This window comes from Psychrobacter sp. BF1, from assembly GCF_019279065.1.
Classification (GTDB): domain Bacteria; phylum Pseudomonadota; class Gammaproteobacteria; order Pseudomonadales; family Moraxellaceae; genus Psychrobacter; species Psychrobacter urativorans.
The window spans coordinates 572811-591944 of sequence record NZ_JAGYWV010000001.1; the positions used below are offsets into that span (position 1 = coordinate 572811).

The 19134-nt window shown below is 42.2% G+C and carries 13 protein-coding genes; 8 read left to right on the forward strand and 5 right to left on the reverse strand.

The genetic code is table 11. From position 1 onward, the window contains the following. Positions 1 to 68: 68 nt before the first annotated feature. The 4 genes from KZA12_RS02300 to KZA12_RS02315 all read left to right on the forward strand — a co-directional run bounded on the left by KZA12_RS02300 (position 69) and on the right by KZA12_RS02315 (position 5685). A complete protein-coding gene (locus KZA12_RS02300; protein ID WP_218689053.1) occupies positions 69 to 674 on the forward strand; it encodes a flavodoxin family protein in 606 nt (201 codons plus the stop codon). Positions 675 to 1684: 1010 nt separating this feature from the next. Beyond that, positions 1685 to 3169 carry a cytochrome c gene (locus tag KZA12_RS02305; RefSeq protein ID WP_218689054.1) on the forward strand — a complete coding sequence of 495 codons (1485 nt, stop codon included), beginning with the start codon at positions 1685 to 1687 and terminating at the stop codon, positions 3167 to 3169. 222 nt (positions 3170 to 3391) lie between these two features. Continuing rightward, a complete protein-coding gene (locus KZA12_RS02310; RefSeq protein WP_218689055.1) occupies positions 3392 to 4987 on the forward strand; it encodes a flavin monoamine oxidase family protein in 1596 nt (531 codons plus the stop codon). A 35-nt stretch (positions 4988 to 5022) separates the two neighbouring features. After that, positions 5023 to 5685 carry a cytochrome c gene (locus KZA12_RS02315; RefSeq protein WP_218689056.1) on the forward strand — a complete coding sequence of 221 codons (663 nt, stop codon included), beginning with the start codon at positions 5023 to 5025 and terminating at the stop codon, positions 5683 to 5685. 161 nt (positions 5686 to 5846) lie between these two features. On the opposite strand, the gene KZA12_RS02320 is transcribed toward KZA12_RS02315, so the two are convergent. The 5 genes from KZA12_RS02320 to tolQ all read right to left on the reverse strand — a co-directional run bounded on the left by KZA12_RS02320 (position 5847) and on the right by tolQ (position 10251). Continuing rightward, on the reverse strand, positions 5847 to 7148 hold the full coding sequence (locus KZA12_RS02320) for a PD40 domain-containing protein (protein WP_201623755.1): 1302 nt from the start codon (positions 7146 to 7148) through the stop codon (positions 5847 to 5849). Between the two features lie 223 nt (positions 7149 to 7371). After that, positions 7372 to 7860: a FlgO family outer membrane protein gene (locus tag KZA12_RS02325; protein ID WP_218689057.1), complete on the reverse strand. Its 489-nt coding sequence runs from the start codon at positions 7858 to 7860 to the stop codon at positions 7372 to 7374. 81 nt (positions 7861 to 7941) lie between these two features. Continuing rightward, a complete protein-coding gene (locus KZA12_RS02330) occupies positions 7942 to 8907 on the reverse strand; it encodes a TonB C-terminal domain-containing protein (protein WP_201623753.1) in 966 nt (321 codons plus the stop codon). 166 nt (positions 8908 to 9073) lie between these two features. Next, entirely contained in the window at positions 9074 to 9532 is a 459-nt protein-coding gene (gene tolR / locus KZA12_RS02335; RefSeq protein WP_201623752.1) for a protein TolR, read from the reverse strand. Next, positions 9529 to 10251 (reverse strand): protein TolQ, encoded by a 723-nt coding sequence (tolQ, locus tag KZA12_RS02340; protein ID WP_216580663.1) that lies wholly within the window; start codon positions 10249 to 10251, stop codon positions 9529 to 9531. Before tolQ ends, tolR begins: the two co-directional genes overlap by 4 nt. A gap of 500 nt (positions 10252 to 10751) precedes the next feature. On the opposite strand from tolQ, the gene KZA12_RS02345 reads away from it, so the two are divergent. The 4 genes from KZA12_RS02345 (at position 10752) to KZA12_RS02360 (ending at position 18592) form a co-directional block, all read left to right on the forward strand. Next, on the forward strand, positions 10752 to 12047 hold the full coding sequence (locus tag KZA12_RS02345) for an NCS2 family permease (RefSeq protein ID WP_201623750.1): 1296 nt from the start codon (positions 10752 to 10754) through the stop codon (positions 12045 to 12047). 745 nt (positions 12048 to 12792) lie between these two features. Next, entirely contained in the window at positions 12793 to 16071 is a 3279-nt protein-coding gene (gene putA, locus KZA12_RS02350) for a bifunctional proline dehydrogenase/L-glutamate gamma-semialdehyde dehydrogenase PutA (RefSeq protein WP_218689058.1), read from the forward strand. An 11-nt stretch (positions 16072 to 16082) separates the two neighbouring features. Then, positions 16083 to 16772, forward strand: coding sequence for a 1-pyrroline-5-carboxylate dehydrogenase (locus tag KZA12_RS02355; RefSeq protein WP_201623748.1), 690 nt, complete (start codon positions 16083 to 16085; stop codon positions 16770 to 16772). Between the two features lie 455 nt (positions 16773 to 17227). Beyond that, positions 17228 to 18592, forward strand: coding sequence for a uracil-xanthine permease family protein (locus tag KZA12_RS02360; RefSeq protein WP_218689059.1), 1365 nt, complete (start codon positions 17228 to 17230; stop codon positions 18590 to 18592). The last annotated feature ends 542 nt before the right edge of the window (positions 18593 to 19134 follow it).

Here is a 19134-nt window from a genome sequence, read left to right on the forward strand (position 1 = left end):
GTGAGCGTTAATTATTGTAGCACTGAGTTTTTGCTAACAGACATCATCAATTTATTATTAGAGTTTGTATGAATACATCTATAGAGCCCCCTTTAGTCCCTCCTAACAACACGATATCCATAGCGGTTATTTACCATAGTAACTATGGTCATACTAAAAGGGTTGCTGAAGCTATAGTGACGGGTGCACGCCAGCAGCTACCAGAGTTGCAAGTGAAAGCAGTAGATGTTCATGAGGTCGACTGGGATTTTGTAGACCAGGCGGACTTATTAGTATTCGGAAGTGCAGTCTATATGGGTAGTGTGCCCGCCGGTTTTAAGACTTTTATGGATGAGACCTCAAAGCGTTGGTACAATCGTGAGTGGGAAGGGAAGTGGGCGGCAGGCTTTGCCAACTCAGGTGGTTTAAGCGGTGATAAGCTGGCGGTATTACAGCAGATCTGTCTTTATACTATGCAGCACGGTATGAACTGGATAGGCTTACCCTTGATGCCTACAGGTCACAAGGAGCATGATCTAAATCGACTATCTAGTTTCTTAGGCTTGATGACTCAGTCAGGAGATGCTTCTCCTGCAGAAACCCCATGTAAAGGCGATATCGATACCGCTATTTGGTTTGGCGATCATTTAGCCAAGACTATTATCAAGCATAAGCCAGCAGCTACTAACAGTTAGCATAATCAAAGTAATGTAGCGAGTCAGTGTTTATAACTAGTCGGTCAAGCGCAGTGTTATCAGCAGGTTTTATAACTAAATTTTGCAACTGTGTTTATTAGGTAAGAGCTTTGAATAAGCGCTTCAACCACATTCTATAAATAATTTTTACTAGCATCAAAGGGCAGATATCTTAATAGATATCTGCCCTTTTTAGTGCTGGTGAATTTAGCCCTAACTTTAAAAGCTGCCAAGCTTTAGCAACTAGCTATTTGGCACTATCGTAAGCAATAACAGGAATAGGACTGGCGCCAAGCTGTAGGTTTTGACAGCCATTTAACCCTGTTGCTAGCACTAATAGCCCAGTGAGCATCAATATTTTCATATAATTTTTAACCTAGGATAGCTAAGCAATAAAAGAGGTATAAATGTAGATAGAAGTCAGCAATGAAGCGGCAGATTTGCTAATTAGCCACTGTTTGTTAAGGAGTGTCGATAACTTAATGCCATTATAGCTTTGCAGCTAGGGTTAACTGGCTGTCTATTCTATTGCTATCAAAATCTCATAATTCGCCCATACTACTGTAGTGATTATGTACAAGCTATAATCGCCATACCGCTAGCAATGACTGGATACTGTGCAAGATTACTTAATAAGTAGCGGTTAAAGTTTAGCTGAGTTAATAGATTACGCTGCTTAGTAGCTGTTTTTAATTAGCTTTATTAATAAGTTATCGATACAGCAGTATTCGATAACATTAATGTTGCTAAAATTACTTAATTAATCAATATTTTTACTTTTGTAAAATAATAGAACAAGTAGGTTATTATTCTAGCAATATTAGCGAAATAGTTCTAAATTGTCAGCTATTAGAGTAACGCTAATGCTCTGTGACTACTGCTTAGGATAAACCATCTCAAGCAGGGTCATCCCCAGCATTTATAAGTAGTTGTAACATGACAATTGCAAAATATTGAAGATAATTAAAATGCCAGCAATTTACTTAGGTTGCCAGCTATAAGAGGAAATTATGAAGCCACTTTCTATGATGTTGTCGATGCTGACCATCGCTATCATCTCCAGTGCTGCCATGGCTGATGTCGCTACCTCACCAGTTGTTATTGCTAACACTAACAGTGTCGCTCATGCCAGCGGCCTACCAGAAGCAAGCAGCCTGCCCAATGTCAAACCAACTAACAGCGACTTAGTCAATCGTGGCGCTTATATTGCGCGCGCTGCTGACTGTATGGCCTGTCACGGCGAAGATTATACTGGCGGCTCACCGATTGCCACTCCTATGGGTGATATCTATTCTACTAATATCACGCCATCCAAACGTTATGGTATCGGTAAATATACCGAAAAAGATTTAAAAAATGCTCTGCAAAAAGGTCGTACCCCTAAGCATATGCTATATCCTGCCATGCCATATCCTTCTTACAATGGCATGACTGATGAAGACATCAATGCTCTGTTTGCGTATTTACAGACTGTACCAGCATTCGATGAAGCGCCTGAGCACAAAACTAGCCTGCCATTCCCGTTTAATTTTCGCACCTTAATGTTAGGGTGGAATGCTATTAATATTCCTTCTTCACATAAGCGCGAAGGTTTAACTGAGCCTCAAAAACGTGGCGAATATTTAGTCAATAATTTAGAGCATTGTGGCACTTGTCATACACCGCGTAACAGTACTATGGGCTTTAATAAGGGCATGTACTTATCGGGTGCCCCTTTGGGTAACTGGTATGCCCCTAATATCACTCCTGACAACGACAGTGGTATTGGTAGTTGGACTGAGCATGACATTGTCACTTATTTGCGTACGGGTAAGCTTGATAAGCGTGCTTATGCTGGCGGACCTATGGCCGAGGCAGTGGCACACAGTACCCGTTATCTAAAAGACGAAGATTTAAACTCTATAGCTTCTTATCTAAAAGCTGTACCGGCGATCGCTACTGAAAACAAGATCACTGCTGTAGATATCTCAAAGCTACCAAATCCAGTCAGCCAGTCAATCACTCATGACCTTATTGCGCAAAAAGACCATCTAAAACAAGCCAAGGTTAAGGTAGATGGTAACTCTGCAGAAGGCTTATACCTTGCTGCTTGTGCTAGCTGTCATGGGGTCAATGGATACGCTCAGCCCGATGCAGGTTATGCACCTATCGTGGGCCTAACTAGTCTGCGCCGTGAGCAGCCTAATGCCATTATTAATGTGATCGCACATGGGGTTAAAGGCGGTACTAATACTAGCCCGAGTATGCCAGGATTCTCAGAAGATTTGAGCAGCGCACAAATAGCCGATATTACTAACTATGTACGCGTCAACTTTGGTGGTTTGCCTAGTAGTTATGTCAGTGCTGATGATGTTGATCGGGTGGCGACTGCGGAGCCTGAGCAACCTTTTTTAATCAAATATGCCGGCTTTTTAGCGATTATAGGTATGGTCGTAACGTTGATAGTCATTGCTTTTATTATTCGCACTATGATCCGCTCACGCCGTCGTACTTAGCTACAAGGTGTAGGTTTTTGCTTTAAAAAACTTAGCCTACCGTATTAATTTTAAAGATAGCTATAACAAAATTAGGGTTAATGACTAGGGAGTAGAGAGTAGGGTATTTATTTACGATTGACTATTATTTTGAGTGACAGCGAAGATCTAGCCCTCCTCAATAGTAATCGTACTACTAAATATTGCCTACCGTCATACTAGTTATCCCATAAGGATAAGATTATGAAAGATATGCTTCAATCACCCACCCGGCGCCAACTATTGTCAATGATTGGTAAGACTGCTGGCGCAACGGCAATGTACCAAGCAATGACTACTTTGGGTTTTGCCTCAGAGTCTAGTTTTAAACAGAGTATGGAATTATCAGGTGCTCCTGCTGGCGCTAGTATTATTATTCTCGGGGCTGGTCTTGCTGGACTCACTGCCGCTTATGAGCTACGTAAAGCGGGTTATAGCGTCAAGGTATTAGAGTACCAAAATCGTGGTGGCGGTCGTAGCTGGTCTGTTAATGGTGGTGAGAGCTACACTGAGCTTGGTGGCGAAACGGTAACTTGTGATTTTGAAGAGGGTAATTATCTCAATGGTGGACCTTGGCGTCTGCCGAGCCATCACTATGCCGTTATGAGCTACTGCAAAAAATTCGGCGTGGCGATGGAACCTTTTATCCAAGATAACTCTAGAGCCTATTTGCATCGTACTAACCACTTTAATGGGGTACCGCAGCGTTTAGGGGATGTACAATCTGACGTCAGAGGCTATGTCTCAGAGCTATTATCAAAAGCGGTTAACGTCGGTAGCCTTGATCGGTCAGTGAATACTGAAGATAAAGAGAAACTGCTTGAGGGCCTAAAAGGCTGGGGCGTGCTCGATAAAGATTATCGCTATCTTCGCAGCCATGATACTGGTACTTACCGTGGGTTTAGCGTCTATCCGGGTGGGGGCTTGATGCCTGATGCTAAGCCTTCGAAGCCTATTCCGCTCAATAGCTTATTAAACTCAGGAATGTGGGCTGACTTATCTAACTTCACTATTGAGAACCATCAGCCAACGATGTTTCAGCCTGTAGGCGGCATGGGTAAAATTGGCGATGCATTCACTCGTGAGTGCCGTGACATGATCACTCTGAATGCCAAAGTGACCAAAATCGAGCAGGATGATACTGGGGTTACTGTACAGTATGTCGACAGCAATGGTGGCGGCAATGAGGCCAAAACAGTGCGCGCGGATTGGTGTATTTGTACTATTCCGTTAACGATATTGACCCAGATGGATATCAATGTTTCAGCGCCTATGAAGCAAGCTATGGCCGCTGTGCCTTATGACACATCATTCAAAGTAGGACTTGAGTTTAAACGTCGCTTTTGGGAAGAGGATGAGTGGATTTATGGTGGGGTGACTTATACCGATATGCCTATCACCCAAATATCTTATCCTTCGCAGAATATGTTCAAAGATGGCACAGGGGTATTACTTGGCGGCTATGGCTTTGGTGAGACCTCTTATAAATTTAATGCGCTAACGCCGCAACAGCGTATTGATGCCGCTTTAGCCTATGGTAAGCATATTCATCCCCAGTATCCTAAAGAGTTTAAGGCGGGTACTTCGGTAGTCTGGCATCGTATTCCATGGACGCTCGGCTGTTATGGTATATGGAGTGCATCTAGTCGCGAGCAGTACTACGATACGCTATGTAGCATTGATAATCGTATTGTATTGGCGGGGGAGCATTGCTCCCATATCCCTGCATGGCAAGAAGGGGCAATTTTGTCCGGACTCGACACTGCTAATCGACTACACAAAAGAGCGAAGGCCGTATAGCCATCCGTCATAGATAAAGAAATAAAGAGGTGACTATGAATTATTTTAAATATCCACTTGTGACGGTTATTGCTAGTGTTAGTTTGGCCATGTCAGCATTGACTGGCTGCTCGTCTACAGATGCAGATGCGCCAACGATAGCAGAACCTGCAGTACAAGCTAATGGCAAGGATTCTGCCAACAGTAATGATGACCCTAAAGCCTATGATATTCAATCTAGCCGTAATGATGGCGCTTGGGGCGGGGTATATATGACTCGTGAAGAACTTACTGAGAAGCCGGTCAATATTGTGGATACTAGCTCATTACCAACGATAGCAGATGATCCTGAACTGAAGCAGTGGCAAGCGATATTTGGTACAGACAATTCCTATAGTACTAATGATGGTGAAAAACTATATCATGAGTCTTGTGCGGCCTGTCATATGCATAAAGGCGAAGGGGCTATAGGTGCTGGTTATTATCCTCCGCTAGCTAACAATAGTAAGATGGAGTCTAAATACTACGTGATTGATATTTTGATCAATGGTTTTCGTGGTATGCCCTCATTCCATACTATGATGGATGATGAGCAAATGGCAGCAGTGACTCAATATATTCGTACTGATTTGAATGGTTATAAAGATCCAGTGACTGCCGCTGACGTGGCAAAACTTCGTCAAGATAATCCACCAGGTCATGACCCTTCCGATGATTAACGGCTATAGCTGGTTTTTTAGAGTAAGCCACTAGAATATAATAAGCCACTATAATTAGTACTCATAAAAAAAGCGTCCGATACTAGTATCGGACGCTTTTTTGTTCATAAAACTAACTATAATAAGGGCGTTAGAATTTAACAGTTGTTAGTTGTTAGTTGTTAGTTGTTAGGATTGGCTGACCAGACAGGTGAGCGGATAGTTCCTTGACCAGATTTACCAAAAGATGCCCCGCCATTAAGCGACTTAATAGTGATCACTCCTTTGCCCCCTTGTGACGATGCGTAGACCACACGCTTACCATTAGGTGAGAAACTGACCCCTTCATCGAGACCTGTGTTACCAATGTTAGTGATTATCGCACCATTATTATCCATAATAGCCGCTGAGCGACCACTCAAGAAACCAATTTGTTTACCATCACTGCTGTATTTGGGCGTAGAGGCATAGCCACCTCTAGAGACTTTACTGATACGTCCTGAGTCAAACTCATAACGATAGATCTCAGGTCTGCTAAATGCCGCTTTGTTAGAGGCAAATACAAAAGATTTGCCATCAGGAGCATAGCTTGGTTGCGATTCACTCGACGACCAGTTAGTCAGTTTTCTTAAGTTGCCTCCACCAGCATTGATCTCATAAATATTTTCGCTGCCTTCAAAGCTTCCCGAAAATATAATTTTGCTACCATCAGGAGAGAAGGACGGGCTAATACTAGTACCATTGTAAGGGGTGATATGGGTGGCACCGCCGCCGTTAACATTCTGTACATAGATCGTCTGATAAGATTTATCACGCAGGACGGAATAAGCTATTTTTGAACCATCAGGTGACCAAGCGGGAGCAAAGATAGAACCTTTTACTTCAGTAATAGTCTTAGCATTCTCACCGTCAGCATCCATCACTTTTAGGCGTGAGACTTTATTTTTACCTACGCCAGTCTCTTCAATATAGGCAATACGGCCTGAGAAGTCACCGGGTATACCAGTGATTAGCTGATATATTTTGTTAGCGATAACGTGGCCTGCATAGCGCATGCTCTCTTTATTGTTATCAGCGCTTAAGGTCTGTTTGCCCTCAAGCAAGCGCCCAGCTTTGACATCTATTACTTCATAATCAGTGACGATCTTACCGCGATCAGTGCGGGTGCTACCTACTACTAAATAGGGAATACCAGTATTTTGCCAAACGGGCAAGGTTCCTGCCAACTCACTGATACTACGAGGCTGTTGTGGCAATCCGGTACTAGTGGCTTTTAATTCGGTACGGTTCAAATCGTTTAGCACCACTGCAGACATAACCGAATCCCCAGCAAAAGGCACAAAAGCCACTTGGTTTTGTTCGACAGGAATTTCATAGTCTAACTGTAATACTACAGGAGCGGCAAAGGCAGTAGGGGCAACAAGTAAACTTGTGACGCTAGCCAGTAGCACTGTTAATAACTTTTTGTGAGTATGTAAGGCCAAATCAAGCTCCTATTAGCATTAAGATAAGTGTGTCATAAACGGATAATTTCATTAAAGATAAGTTTAATATGAAAGTAATAGGGTAAATGTAACAAATTACTAAAATAAGAATCACAAAGGCTCAGCTAAAGTTGAGTTAACAGTAAGTAGGGGCGCTGATATTCGCTCTTAGGTAATCGACTATTGTTGTAAACAAACTTTGTTATAAGGAGCACTATCGTTATTACTTCTGACTATTGTCGATTATCTCATAAAGGCTGTCAGCAATGCGGTGAGCACCATAACGTAAACTATAGTCATCATTATCTAAAATCAAATGTTGTTCGTTGGCAACGATTTGCCCTGAATGTATATCGACAACTTTATAATTGATGATTATTTTAGCATTATTAACAGTGGTAGCGCCTGTAATAAGATAGTCAGCAATATCTGGCGCCTGTGATCGATAACTGCTATCGACAACATCATTAGGGGAGCGTAAGGGCGAATTTTCGCTAATGATAGTCAGCTCAGTGCGCTGCAGATCCTTTATTATAATCGGCGATAAGATACTATCATTAGTAAAAGGTATAAAAATAGCGGTAGCGGGTGGCAGGCTTGTATCAAGATTTAGGGATGCAGGGATGTTCTTGGCCGTTAATAGGGGCGATGCAAATAGGCTTAAAACCGCTATTGAGATGACAAGCAATATTGTTATAGGGTGAAGTCTCATCCGACGAATCTCCTAGACTAAGCTCCTACATTAGGCTCCTAAAGTAAGCTCAGTTATTGGCTCAGTGAGCTTTTATCCATGCTAGTTACTGCCATTAAACTGAATAGTAAAGGTAGGGTATTTAGGGTCATCAGTATCAATAGGTAGGTTGCGAGCCCCTCTTACCGCTTGCTTAGCGGCTTCGTTGACCGCCTCATTGGCACCAGAAGCAGAAACGCTGACTACATCACCATTAGCATTAACAGTGATAGATAAGGTAGTGCGCTGAGTTGAGCCTTTAGCACCAGTAGGAGGGCTATAGTTGCGTTTGATTAAATTGACGATCTCACCATTACTGGCACCACGACTGCCCCCTGAGGACTTGTTACTCGTTCCAGATGAGCTGCCAGCACTGGCTGTCGACTGACCGTCTGATAGATCAAAGCTCTTGCCTGAACCGCCCAATTCGATATTTATGTTGCGATCATCTCTACTAGGCTTGTTAATTTTAACTTGATCAGTACTTTTGGCTCGGGAGTCTGCAGGCTTTTTTTGCTCGTCAATTTGCTGTTGATCGGCTTGAGTTAGATTTTCCAGACTACTGTCATCTAAGTCTGTAGTCCACTCAGCTATGCTGCGATCATAATCTCTCGATTGCTCAAGTAAGCGCTGTTGCTGCTCTTCACTCATTAGCAGCGGTCGAGTCGCTGGGTCATTAGATTGGGTGAACACCGAGGATTGTTGTGAGTTTGACTGCGAGCTACTTGGATTGGCAAAGCTATTATTAGACTCGTTCATTGGCATAGTCGCTGAGTTGCTACTGGCACTGGAGGCTTGCGCTTGGGCAGCAGCACGGTTGGCCAGTATCTGCCCTTGCATCTGTGCCAACTCTCCTGGAGATACCATAGTAGTCTCAATACTGCCAGCCGGTTCTATTTCAGGCTGCTGGTAAGTATATATTAGTACGCCAAGCACTATACCATGCGCCAGCAAACTGAGTAGCATAGGCAAGGTGAGCCCATTGCCTTCAGGTTCGGTTGGCACGTAGACGGCAGGGGCATTGTTCATGGTATAAACACTCGTGGAGATGCAGTAGTAAAAAATCGATAATAGCTATATTAACCAGCTGTTTTCAAGCCCTAAAGCTTACTGTTAGTAAATCCGCCAATCAATAGTTAGTGATGGTTTTAGGATCTAGGATGATGCTTTTAGGGCTGTTGTTTAACGGTGGTGATTACAGTGTAGGGGTAGCCAAAGGTGCACCAGTCAATAGTCCTACCTTTTGGATACCTGCTCGCTGCAGCGTCGCCATTAAAGTCACGATATCACCATATTGATTGCTTTGGTCAGCGTTAATCATAATCTGTACAGGTTGGCCGCCCTCAGCATTACTCTGAGCCTGCAGATTAGATAAAGTATCGATCAGCTCAGGCTCACTAACGGGTACATCCATATTGTCTTCATAACTGATAAAAGTTTCACCACTGCTAGTCAAAGAGATGATAACCGGTAGCTGATTTTGACTCAAGCTAGTGGTCTGCTCTTTGGGTAAGTCAACATCTACACCAGTAGTGAGCATAGGGGCAGTTACCATGAAGATTACTAATAGTACTAACATCACATCGATGTAAGGTACGACGTTCATCTCAGCATTGAGGGGGCTTTTCTTCCGGCTATAAGGACTTGGTTTCATAGACCAGTACCTTGACTGATCGCCGTAGTAGGCATAGCGGCGGCTAGGTTTTCTGTACTAGTTTCACGTTGTAGCATACCCGTCATCTCATCACAGAATAGTGCACGTGACTCATAGAGTCGGACTGACTTTGCGGTAAAATGATTATAAGCAAGTACCGCTGGAATAGCCGCAAATAGGCCCATCGCCGTAGCAATTAGCGCCTCAGCAATACCAGGAGCGACAGAGGCTAGAGTAGCTTGCTCAGTTTGTGACAAGCCTAAAAAGGCATTCATAATACCCCATACCGTACCGAATAAGCCCACATAAGGTGCTACCGAACCTATACTAGCAAGCGTGGCGATACCAGATTCTAATTGCTGCTGCTGACGACCGAGTCCAACCCGTAGTTTACGCTCGACGCCATCGATGATATCGTCTTTGGGTTGGCGTTTTTTATGCATTCTTAAATATTCAGAAAATCCTACATAAAAAATCTGTTCAAGGCCTTGGCGATCAGGCGATCCTTGAATACCTTGATAGAGTTTAGCTAAGTCTTCTCCTGACCAAAACCAAGTCTCAAACTGCTGATCAAAGTTTTTAGCAGTACCTAAACGGGAACTCAGACGAAAGATAATCACCCAACTTAGCAAAGACGCTAATAATAGTAGTCCCATGACAATCTGCACCAAGAGACTGGCTTGGGTAATAAGGTCAATAATATTTAAAGATTCAGGCATACGAAGAACTCATGGGTAATGAACAATAAGCCAGTATCAGTGGCACTTTTGCGTTAGGCCACTAGTGTACTGCTAAAAATGCATACTGGACAGTCGTTTTATGAAATTTGTAATGACAAGTTAATAAAAATGTAATATTGTTTCTAGCAATAATCTAATTGTATCTATAAACTTACAAAGTAACTGTAGGAATTTCAATTGTAAATTAATTCCTAATTAAGGTTATACTTTGTTACTGAGGTTTTTATGAGTTCTATTCTATGTTGTCAGTATTGTCCTAGTTAAAGCTAGGGTCACTGAATGATTAGCATCATAATTCAACTTAGTATAAAACGCCATCTACAGTCGCAATTTGGAAGCGTCATCTACAGCCGCAATTTGGAAGCGTCATTTTATCCTTAGTTTATAAGCGACATCTATAGTTGCAATTTGGAAGCAGCGTTTACATTCGCAATTTGGAAGCGAAAGACACTTATCAACGCAATTTGGAAGCGATACTTATGAATGCTATTGAACGCTATTTTGGAATTAATGGCGAAAATACCACCATCAAAACAGAGATTCTTGCTGGTATAACCACGTTTTTGACGATGGCTTATATCATTTTTGTCAACCCTAACGTGTTAGCAGATGCTGGCATGGATAAAGGTGCGGTCTTCGTTGCTACTTGTCTAGCAGCAGCGATAGGTTGTTTTATAATGGGTATTTATGCCCGCTTGCCAGTGGCTTTAGCCCCCGGCATGGGTCTTAATGCTTTTTTTACTTATGGCGTAGTTTTAGGTATGGGTTACACTTGGCAAACCGCGCTTGGTGCGGTATTCCTGTCCGGTTGTATCTTCATACTTTTAAGCCTGTTTAAGATCCGTGAAATAATTATTAATGCCATCCCAACTTGCCTTAAGCAGGGCGTAGTCGCTGGTATTGGTGCGTTTTTAGCCTTTATTGCGATGCAAACTTCAGGCGTAATCGTCAATAACGATGCGACTTTGGTTAGCTTAGGTGATATGACTACCTTTTCACCAGCAATGGCAGCTTTAGGTTTTATTGTCATTATTGGCCTGTCTTATAAAAAGGTGCCAGGGGCAGTAACTATTGGTATCTTGCTAGTGGCTTTAATCAGCTTACTAACGGGCCATACTGAGTTTACCGGTATCATATCGGCACCCCCAGCCATTGCACCGACCCTCATGCAACTGGATATCGCTGGTGCCTTTGATGTAGGTATGATCAGTGTTATTTTTGCTTTCTTATTCGTGGATTTGTTTGATACGGCAGGGACTTTGATCGCGACTACTACTCAAGCAGGCTTAGTGGGCAAAGACGGCAAAATTCCTAACATGGGCAAAGCCTTACTTGCAGATTCAACAGCGACAGTAGCAGGTACGTTACTAGGTACTTCATCGACTACTAGTTATATTGAAAGTGGTTCTGGTATTGCTGCAGGTGGCCGTACTGGTCTAGTTGCTGTAGTAGTGGGTACTTTATTTCTACTAAGTATTTTCTTTGCCCCTCTAGCTAGTATGATTCCAGGCTATGCTACCGCTGGCGCTATCTTTTATGTGGCTGTATTAATGATGGCTACTCTAAAAGATATCGATTGGCATGATTTAACAGAGTCAGCTCCAGTAGTCGTCGTGCTGTTATTCACGCCTCTCACGTATTCTATAGCCGATGGTATTGCGCTAGGGTTTATTACTTACACTGCGGTTAAAGTATTAGGTGGTAGGTTTGCTGAAGTCAGCGTTCCCGTCTGGTTGTTGACAGCAGTATTACTGGCTAAAATTGTATTTATATAAGTCTTTAAGATTTATGTTTTTAGGATACGGTCGTACTGAACCCTTCTAATCAAAGACTGTCTTTATTAGCTACTATTATCCTCTTTGCCTATTATGGGTTGAGAGGATTTTTTTGTTTAAATAGGGGGTATTTTTGAGTAATTAATAGGCAATTGTCAGGACATTAATAATAAAAATTAGCAGCGCTAGGGCCACTGAGTACCTTTGTTCACTGAATATTATACTTATACTGACAACTATAGTTAGGTGGTTGTTTTTAAGATAGAAATTTGCATAAAATCGTTAGTTCGAAAAAAACTTTCATGCTAACATAGCAACGTTAAGCGCATCACCTCAATCAACGCCGTAGAGGTTTTTCTTACCAGTGAATTAGTTCTAAACAAGATGACGGATTTGGGTTCATTAAAGTAGCGCTATATTGGACATTACTTAGATAAAAACCAGTGCTATCACTATTTTTAGCGTTAGTATCAGTTTTTATTAGTATTGCCCTTTAAGGGTTACCCTTTATTGATAGTGCTCCCATCACCTGTCTATCATGCTCCTTTCACTACTAACAAGAAGAAGGCATTAATGCTGCTTAACTGTTTGTTGTTGCCTTTGAATTGTTAACGTAGCCCGTTTAACATCAAACGACCTACTTGACCTTATCTAGCTGATGCTGGATTTGCTGGTATTGTGATGAGACTTCTATTTTGGACGTCGCATTTATTATGGTTTTTTAAACGCTAGTTATGGAGTTGGTATGAATCCTGTAGAACAGTTTACCCCGCAAGAACCTATTTTATTTAGCCCAACAGCTATGTTGGCTCCTGAGTATATTAGTGTGTCGACAGCAGAGCTTTACGCCCGTATATCGCCTTTATATAGTGTCGATGAGCAGCGTTGGTTGTCAGAGTTATTGCCTTTAGCTAAACCTAGTGATGAGGAGCGACAAGCTTCTGCTGACCAAACGCGCAAACTGGTTGAGTATGTGCGTAACGATGGTAAAGCTATCAAAATGGTTGATTCACTGTTGCTAGAGTACAGCTTAGATACCCAAGAAGGTATCTTGTTGATGAGTCTAGCTGAAGCTTTGATTCGGGTGCCTGATAATTATACTGCCGATGCGCTTATTCGCGATAAAATGAGTGTAGCGGATTGGAAAAAACATCTTAAAAATGATAACGGTATGATGGTCAATGCTTCGACTTGGGGTCTGATGATGACCGGACGGGTAGTAAGCATAGATAATGGCACTACGGCTGCTGGATTTTTGGATAGAATGACCAAAAAGATGGGCGAGCCGATGATTCGTGCTGCTATGCAAAAAGCTATGCGTATTATGGGTCATCAGTTTGTATTGGGCGAGACTATTGAAGACGCTAATAAGAACAGCAAAGTCTACCGTGATAAAGGCTATACCTATTCGTTCGATATGCTTGGCGAAGCGGCTATCACCCATCATGATGCCGAAAAATATTTTAATGATTATTTGCATGCTATCAAAGCCACTGCCAATGTAAAAGTTAAAGAAGGTATGCCTAAACCTTCAGTTTCTATCAAGCTGTCGGCCTTGCATCCACGCTACGAAGCTACCCAAGAATCACAAGTTATGGGCTTGTTACGCCAGCGTTGTATGCTGCTTATTGAGGCGGCGCGCGAGGTCAATGTCGATCTTAGTGTCGATGCTGAAGAAGCCGATCGTCTAGAGATCTCTCTAAAATTATTTGAATCACTATATCGCGATCCGTTAACCGCTGGTTGGGATGGTTTGGGTATCGTAGTACAAGGCTATTCAAAACGTGCTATTGCTATTTTTGCTTGGCTAGCGAGCTTATCTACTGAAGTCGGTGACCGTATTCCTATCCGTTTAGTTAAAGGCGCTTATTGGGATACTGAGATTAAACTGGCTCAGCAAAAAGGCTTGTCAGGCTATCCAGTATGGACTCGTAAAGAAGGTACTGACACCGCCTATCTTGCTTGTGCTCGCTTCTTATTATCAGATCATCTGCGTGGACTCATTTGGCCACAGTTTGCCACTCACAATGCGCATACTTTAGCGACTGTGATGACTATGAGCGCGCACAGAGATTTTGAGTTCCAGCGCCTGCATGGTATGGGTGATGCATTGTATGATCATATTTTGCAAACCTATCAGATACCTGTGCGTATCTATGCTCCTGTTGGTGCGCATAAAGACTTGCTACCTTACTTAGTGCGCCGCTTGCTGGAGAACGGAGCTAATAGCTCATTCGTCCATCAGCTGCTAGACAAGTCTTATCCTATTGATAAGCTAGTAGTGCATCCGTATGACAAGCTACTGAGCAATGCCACTTTGCATAATCCAGATATTCCATTACCACTCGATGTTTATGGTGAGCGTAGAGCCAGTTTTGGTCCTAATATCTTTATTGAATCGCAGTGGACGCTGTTTAAAGCAGCTATCGATAAACAGCTAGAAAAAACTTGGTCAGCAACGCCTATTATTGACGGTCAAGCTATTAGTACTTACTCAAATAATGGCACGTCTGAAAATCTCGATAAGCACAGCATACGTGCGCCTTGGAATCATGAAGTGGTGGCCGGTGAAGTGTACTATGCCAATGCCGCTATCGCTCGTCAGGCTATCGATGCTGCAGTTGCCGGTCAACAAGCATGGCAAGCGGTATCTGCTAGCAAGCGCGCTGATATACTGCGCAAAACTGCTGATTTATTTGAAGAGAATTATGCTGAGCTGATGGCTTTATGCCAAGTTGAAGCTGGCAAGACTATTCAAGATAGTATTGATGAAATCAAAGAAGCCGTTGATTTCTGTCGCTTCTATGCCGATGAGGCAGAGCGCCTAGACGCTCATGCTTATGAATTCACTGACTTGTCTGGCAAGCTGACGCGTCAAGTCTATAAAGCGCGCGGTACTTTTGTCTGTATTAGTCCTTGGAACTTTCCATTAGCGATTTATACCGGTCAGATAGTAGCAGCATTAGCAGCAGGTAATACTGTTGTTGCTAAGCCTGCAGAACAAACCAGTCTGATTGCTCACTTCGGTGCACAATTGATGTATCAAGCTGGTGTTCCTGCTACTGCGCTACAACTGGTTACGGGAGCGGGAGAAGTTGGAGCTGCCTTGACTATGGCGGATAATCTTTCAGGGGTCATCTTTACTGGCTCAACCCAAACCGCTCAACGTATCAATCAAAGCCTGAATAGTCATCCGCAAGCTAATGGTGAATTGCCAATCTTAATCGCTGAGACTGGCGGTCAAAACGCTATGATTGCTGATTCAACAGCATTGCCGGAACAAGTGGTTGGGGATGCAGTATTGTCAGCCTTTGGTTCAGCAGGTCAGCGTTGTTCTGCTTGTCGTATTCTATGCGTACAAGAGGAAGTCGCTGATGGCATAATCGAGCTATTGCAAGGTCATATGGCAGAGCTAATAGTAGGCAACCCAACGCAAGTTTCTACTGATGTAGGCCCCGTAATTGATGCTGATGCCAAGCAGAGTCTTGAGCGTCATATCGAACGGATGACAAACGAGCCGACAGCCAGTATCTTGGCCCAGACGCCGATGAGTGTTAGCTCGATGGTTAGCGAAGATCAGGCTACTTTTGTACTGCCAACAGCCATTGAAGTTAACAGTATTGATGTGATTGGTGGTGAGCATTTTGGGCCAATATTACATGTATTGCGCTATAAAGCTCATGATTTAGATAAGTTGATTGATGCGATCAATGCTACGGGCTTCGGTCTGACCTTAGGTATCCATAGCCGCATCGAAAATATCACTGAACACATAGAGCGCCGTGCTTATGTGGGTAATACTTATATTAACCGTAATCAGATCGGTGCAGTAGTGAATGTCCAGCCGTTCGGCGGTTGCGGCTTATCAGGTACTGGCCCTAAAGCTGGCGGTCCTCATTATGTACCTCGCTTGATGCGTCTCAGCACTGAAGTCATCACTGACTCTAATACTGATACCAATACGCAAGCAGCTATTGAGACTGCAAACCATACTTCATCTAGCACTCAAACAGAACTCGCATAGGGACTAGCAACATGGCAACTGAATTCAAAAAAGATCATGGCCAAGTTTGTGAAGCTTGGCGTTTATTAACGGCAACCGATCGTGCTACTCATCTTCAAGCCGCTATTGCTAAGCTGGCTCTGCTCACGGGTGATAGCAAAAAAGCTCGTAAACTATTCAATCATTTATTAAGCTTTGCACCTATGCTTGATGAAGTACAACAGATGAATGGGGCTACTGGTGAGTCTAATGAGTTGTATGTGACTGCCCGTGGCAAGACTATGGTCATCGGCGGTGAGTCAGCAAAAGCTTTGGTGATACTAGGCCAGCTTGTTGCCGCATTATTGACTGGTAATGAAGTCATTCTACATTGCCCAAGTCAAGAAGAGATGTGCCTTGAGGCAGTAAAAGCGCTCTATGAGGCAGGCATTAGCGAAGATGTTATTAGTATCGCTAACGACTCACAGCTAGTGACTTTATTGCATATGGATCGTCTGTCACAAGTAGCAGTGGCTGGCATTACTAGCGAAGTACAAAGCATTAGTCAAGAATTAGCCAATACTGATGGTATTTTGACTCAAGTTATTGCCGTTACGGATATGGACGGTTTAGCAGAGATGCTAACCCCAGATTATCTGTACCGATTTGTCACTGAGCGGGTAAGAACTATTAACACTACCGCTATTGGTGGTAATGCTACTTTGCTTGAGCTGGGTACTTAATAGCTTAGCGTTAGTTAGATAATTTTTAACTTTGCAAGCATTTTAGGGCTAGCAGTTTACAGTCTTATAAGCATTGGAAAACTAAGGTCAGCAGTTATTTATCAGGATTGAGAAAATCTATGATAAATAACTACTGGCCTTTTTTGTGCACTACAGTATTCCTGATTTGTAGTGTCAAATGATAGTCAATTAATTTAATATAAGTTTTTGTTTTTATTGAATATTTATATTATATGCTAGGAAGGATTTTTTGTGGCTTGCAAAGGAAATGATAACGATGATAGGATATGAAAAACTGACTAAATAGTCAGCTGTTGTTTAATGTTAATACCTTGAATCAGGATGATATAAAGGCTTTTTTAAATCAAAATACAGTAAGTAGTACCCACAATGGATAAAAAATAAACCCAAGCTACTAATTAGCTTTCGGTTATATTAATCAAGGATGATTACTCATGTCTGAATATTCAGAGTCAGAACATAATAGCGAGTTGATGTATCAACTTGACGATAAGCCTAGCTTTTGGCCTGCCAGCTTTGCCGCTCTACAACATTTGCTAGCCAGCATTGTTGCCATTGTCACACCCACCTTAATCGTTGCTGGAACTCTAGATCTAGGGGAGTATGTACCTTATCTCATCAGCTGTGCTTTAATATCCTCTGGTATTGGTACTTATATTCAATGTAAAAAAATAGGACCGATAGGCGCTGGGATGTTGTCTTTACAAGGTACCAGTTTTGCTTTTCTAACCGCTATTATTGCAGCAGGTCTGATTGTTAAAGGTAGGGGCGGTTCGTCAGAAGATATTTTGGCAACCATTTTTGGCGTTAGTTTTTGCGCCGCTTTTATCGAAGTTATTCTGAGCCGTTTCATTCATAAATTAAAAAGAATATTCACTCCGGTCGTCACTGGTACTATTATTATTTTAATTGGTATTCCTCTGATTGAGGTTGCAATGACCGATATTGCTGGCGGTTATGGTGCATCGGACTTCGGCAGTCTGCAAAACCTACTTTTGGGTATGATAGTACTAGTCTCAGTGATTGTATTCAACCGCTCAAAAAATCCTCTACTCAGGCTATCTTCAATTGTCATCGCATTAATTTTTGGCATGATTGCAGCTTTCTTTATGGGTCGACTAGATTTTTCTGCATTAAATAATGTTGGATTTATTACTATCCCAATTCCATTTAAATTTGGTTTTCAATTCGATTTTGCAGCATTTATTCCCCTAGTGATTCTTTATTGTGTTAGTGCCCTAGAAACCACAGGGGATCTAACGGCTAACTCTGTTATTTCTAAACAGCCAGTCAATGGTCCTATTTATCTTAATCGTATTCAAGGAGGCGTATTAGCAGATGGGGTCAACTCTATGATTGCTGCAGCTCTAAATAGTATGCCATCCACTACTTTTAGTCAAAATAATGGAGTTATTGCCTTAACTGGGGTAGCTAGTCGTCATGTTGGTATCTACATTGCAACTTTTATGATTGTCATTGGACTGTTCCCAATCTTTGGCGCTATATTACAGACTATGCCTCAACCTGTGCTTGGTGGGGCAACTTTAGTTATGTTTGGTACTGTGGCAGTTGCAGGCATTAAAGTGTTGGCAAGCGCTAAGCTTGACCGTCGCGATATGTTGATTATCGCCACTTCTGTAGGTATAGGGATTGGGGTATCTATGGTGCCTGAAGTATTGTCTCAGTTGCCTGAAGCTGTGCGTAATGTACTTATATCACCTGTGGCAATAGGGGCTATAACAGCAATTATCTTAAGTTTATTCTTACCCGAAGAAGGGCAAAATGCTCAGGATTTATGAGTAAATAGTCGTCGTCCTAAGGCGTGTCAGCAGATGCGCCCAACGACTAAAGTTAGCCGAATGACAGCAGCTATAAAGCAGGTCCATAGACTAGCATACGGTGTTGTCAAACTTGTGCATGCTAGCCTTAACAATTATCAGAATATTTTTAGCCACCTTGATAACTTTATAGTTAAAAATGCTATTGCTATTCATTAGTCAGCATGACAGTATTAAAAACATTATCACAGGATAATCAGACAATAAGGTGATATATGGGTGCTTGTAGAAAAAGTAGCCGTTACTTAAACAATATAAGCCTAAAGAGTTAAGGTATAACAATTGCCTTAATTTATAACAATTGGGTAGTCAGTTATGCAAAAATAATTGACTAGCTGAAAATGAAGTGCTATAAATATTAGCTATCGCTACTGATATAGATATCTTTAAGGTATCTACTATCTTATCTAAAATCTCATGCATACTATATAGTGGATGACCTCCGCCTTTAGCTATCAAAGTTCTACTGCCATCAAATTGAAGGCTTTAAAACAGTAAAGTAA

What these genes read in the sequence shown, in the direction of transcription:
- KZA12_RS02300 (WP_218689053.1), top strand. Translation starts at nt 69, where the DNA reads ATGAATACATCTATAGAGCCCCCTTTAGTCCCTCCTAACAACACGATA.
- KZA12_RS02305 (WP_218689054.1), top strand. Translation starts at nt 1,685, where the DNA reads ATGAAGCCACTTTCTATGATGTTGTCGATGCTGACCATCGCTATCATC.
- KZA12_RS02310 (WP_218689055.1), top strand. Translation starts at nt 3,392, where the DNA reads ATGAAAGATATGCTTCAATCACCCACCCGGCGCCAACTATTGTCAATG.
- KZA12_RS02315 (WP_218689056.1), top strand. Translation starts at nt 5,023, where the DNA reads ATGAATTATTTTAAATATCCACTTGTGACGGTTATTGCTAGTGTTAGT.
- KZA12_RS02325 (WP_218689057.1), bottom strand. Translation starts at nt 7,860, where the DNA reads ATGAGACTTCACCCTATAACAATATTGCTTGTCATCTCAATAGCGGTT.
- KZA12_RS02330 (WP_201623753.1), bottom strand. Translation starts at nt 8,907, where the DNA reads ATGAACAATGCCCCTGCCGTCTACGTGCCAACCGAACCTGAAGGCAAT.
- tolR (WP_201623752.1), bottom strand. Translation starts at nt 9,532, where the DNA reads ATGAAACCAAGTCCTTATAGCCGGAAGAAAAGCCCCCTCAATGCTGAG.
- tolQ (WP_216580663.1), bottom strand. Translation starts at nt 10,251, where the DNA reads ATGCCTGAATCTTTAAATATTATTGACCTTATTACCCAAGCCAGTCTC.
- KZA12_RS02345 (WP_201623750.1), top strand. Translation starts at nt 10,752, where the DNA reads ATGAATGCTATTGAACGCTATTTTGGAATTAATGGCGAAAATACCACC.
- putA (WP_218689058.1), top strand. Translation starts at nt 12,793, where the DNA reads ATGAATCCTGTAGAACAGTTTACCCCGCAAGAACCTATTTTATTTAGC.
- KZA12_RS02355 (WP_201623748.1), top strand. Translation starts at nt 16,083, where the DNA reads ATGGCAACTGAATTCAAAAAAGATCATGGCCAAGTTTGTGAAGCTTGG.
- KZA12_RS02360 (WP_218689059.1), top strand. Translation starts at nt 17,228, where the DNA reads ATGTCTGAATATTCAGAGTCAGAACATAATAGCGAGTTGATGTATCAA.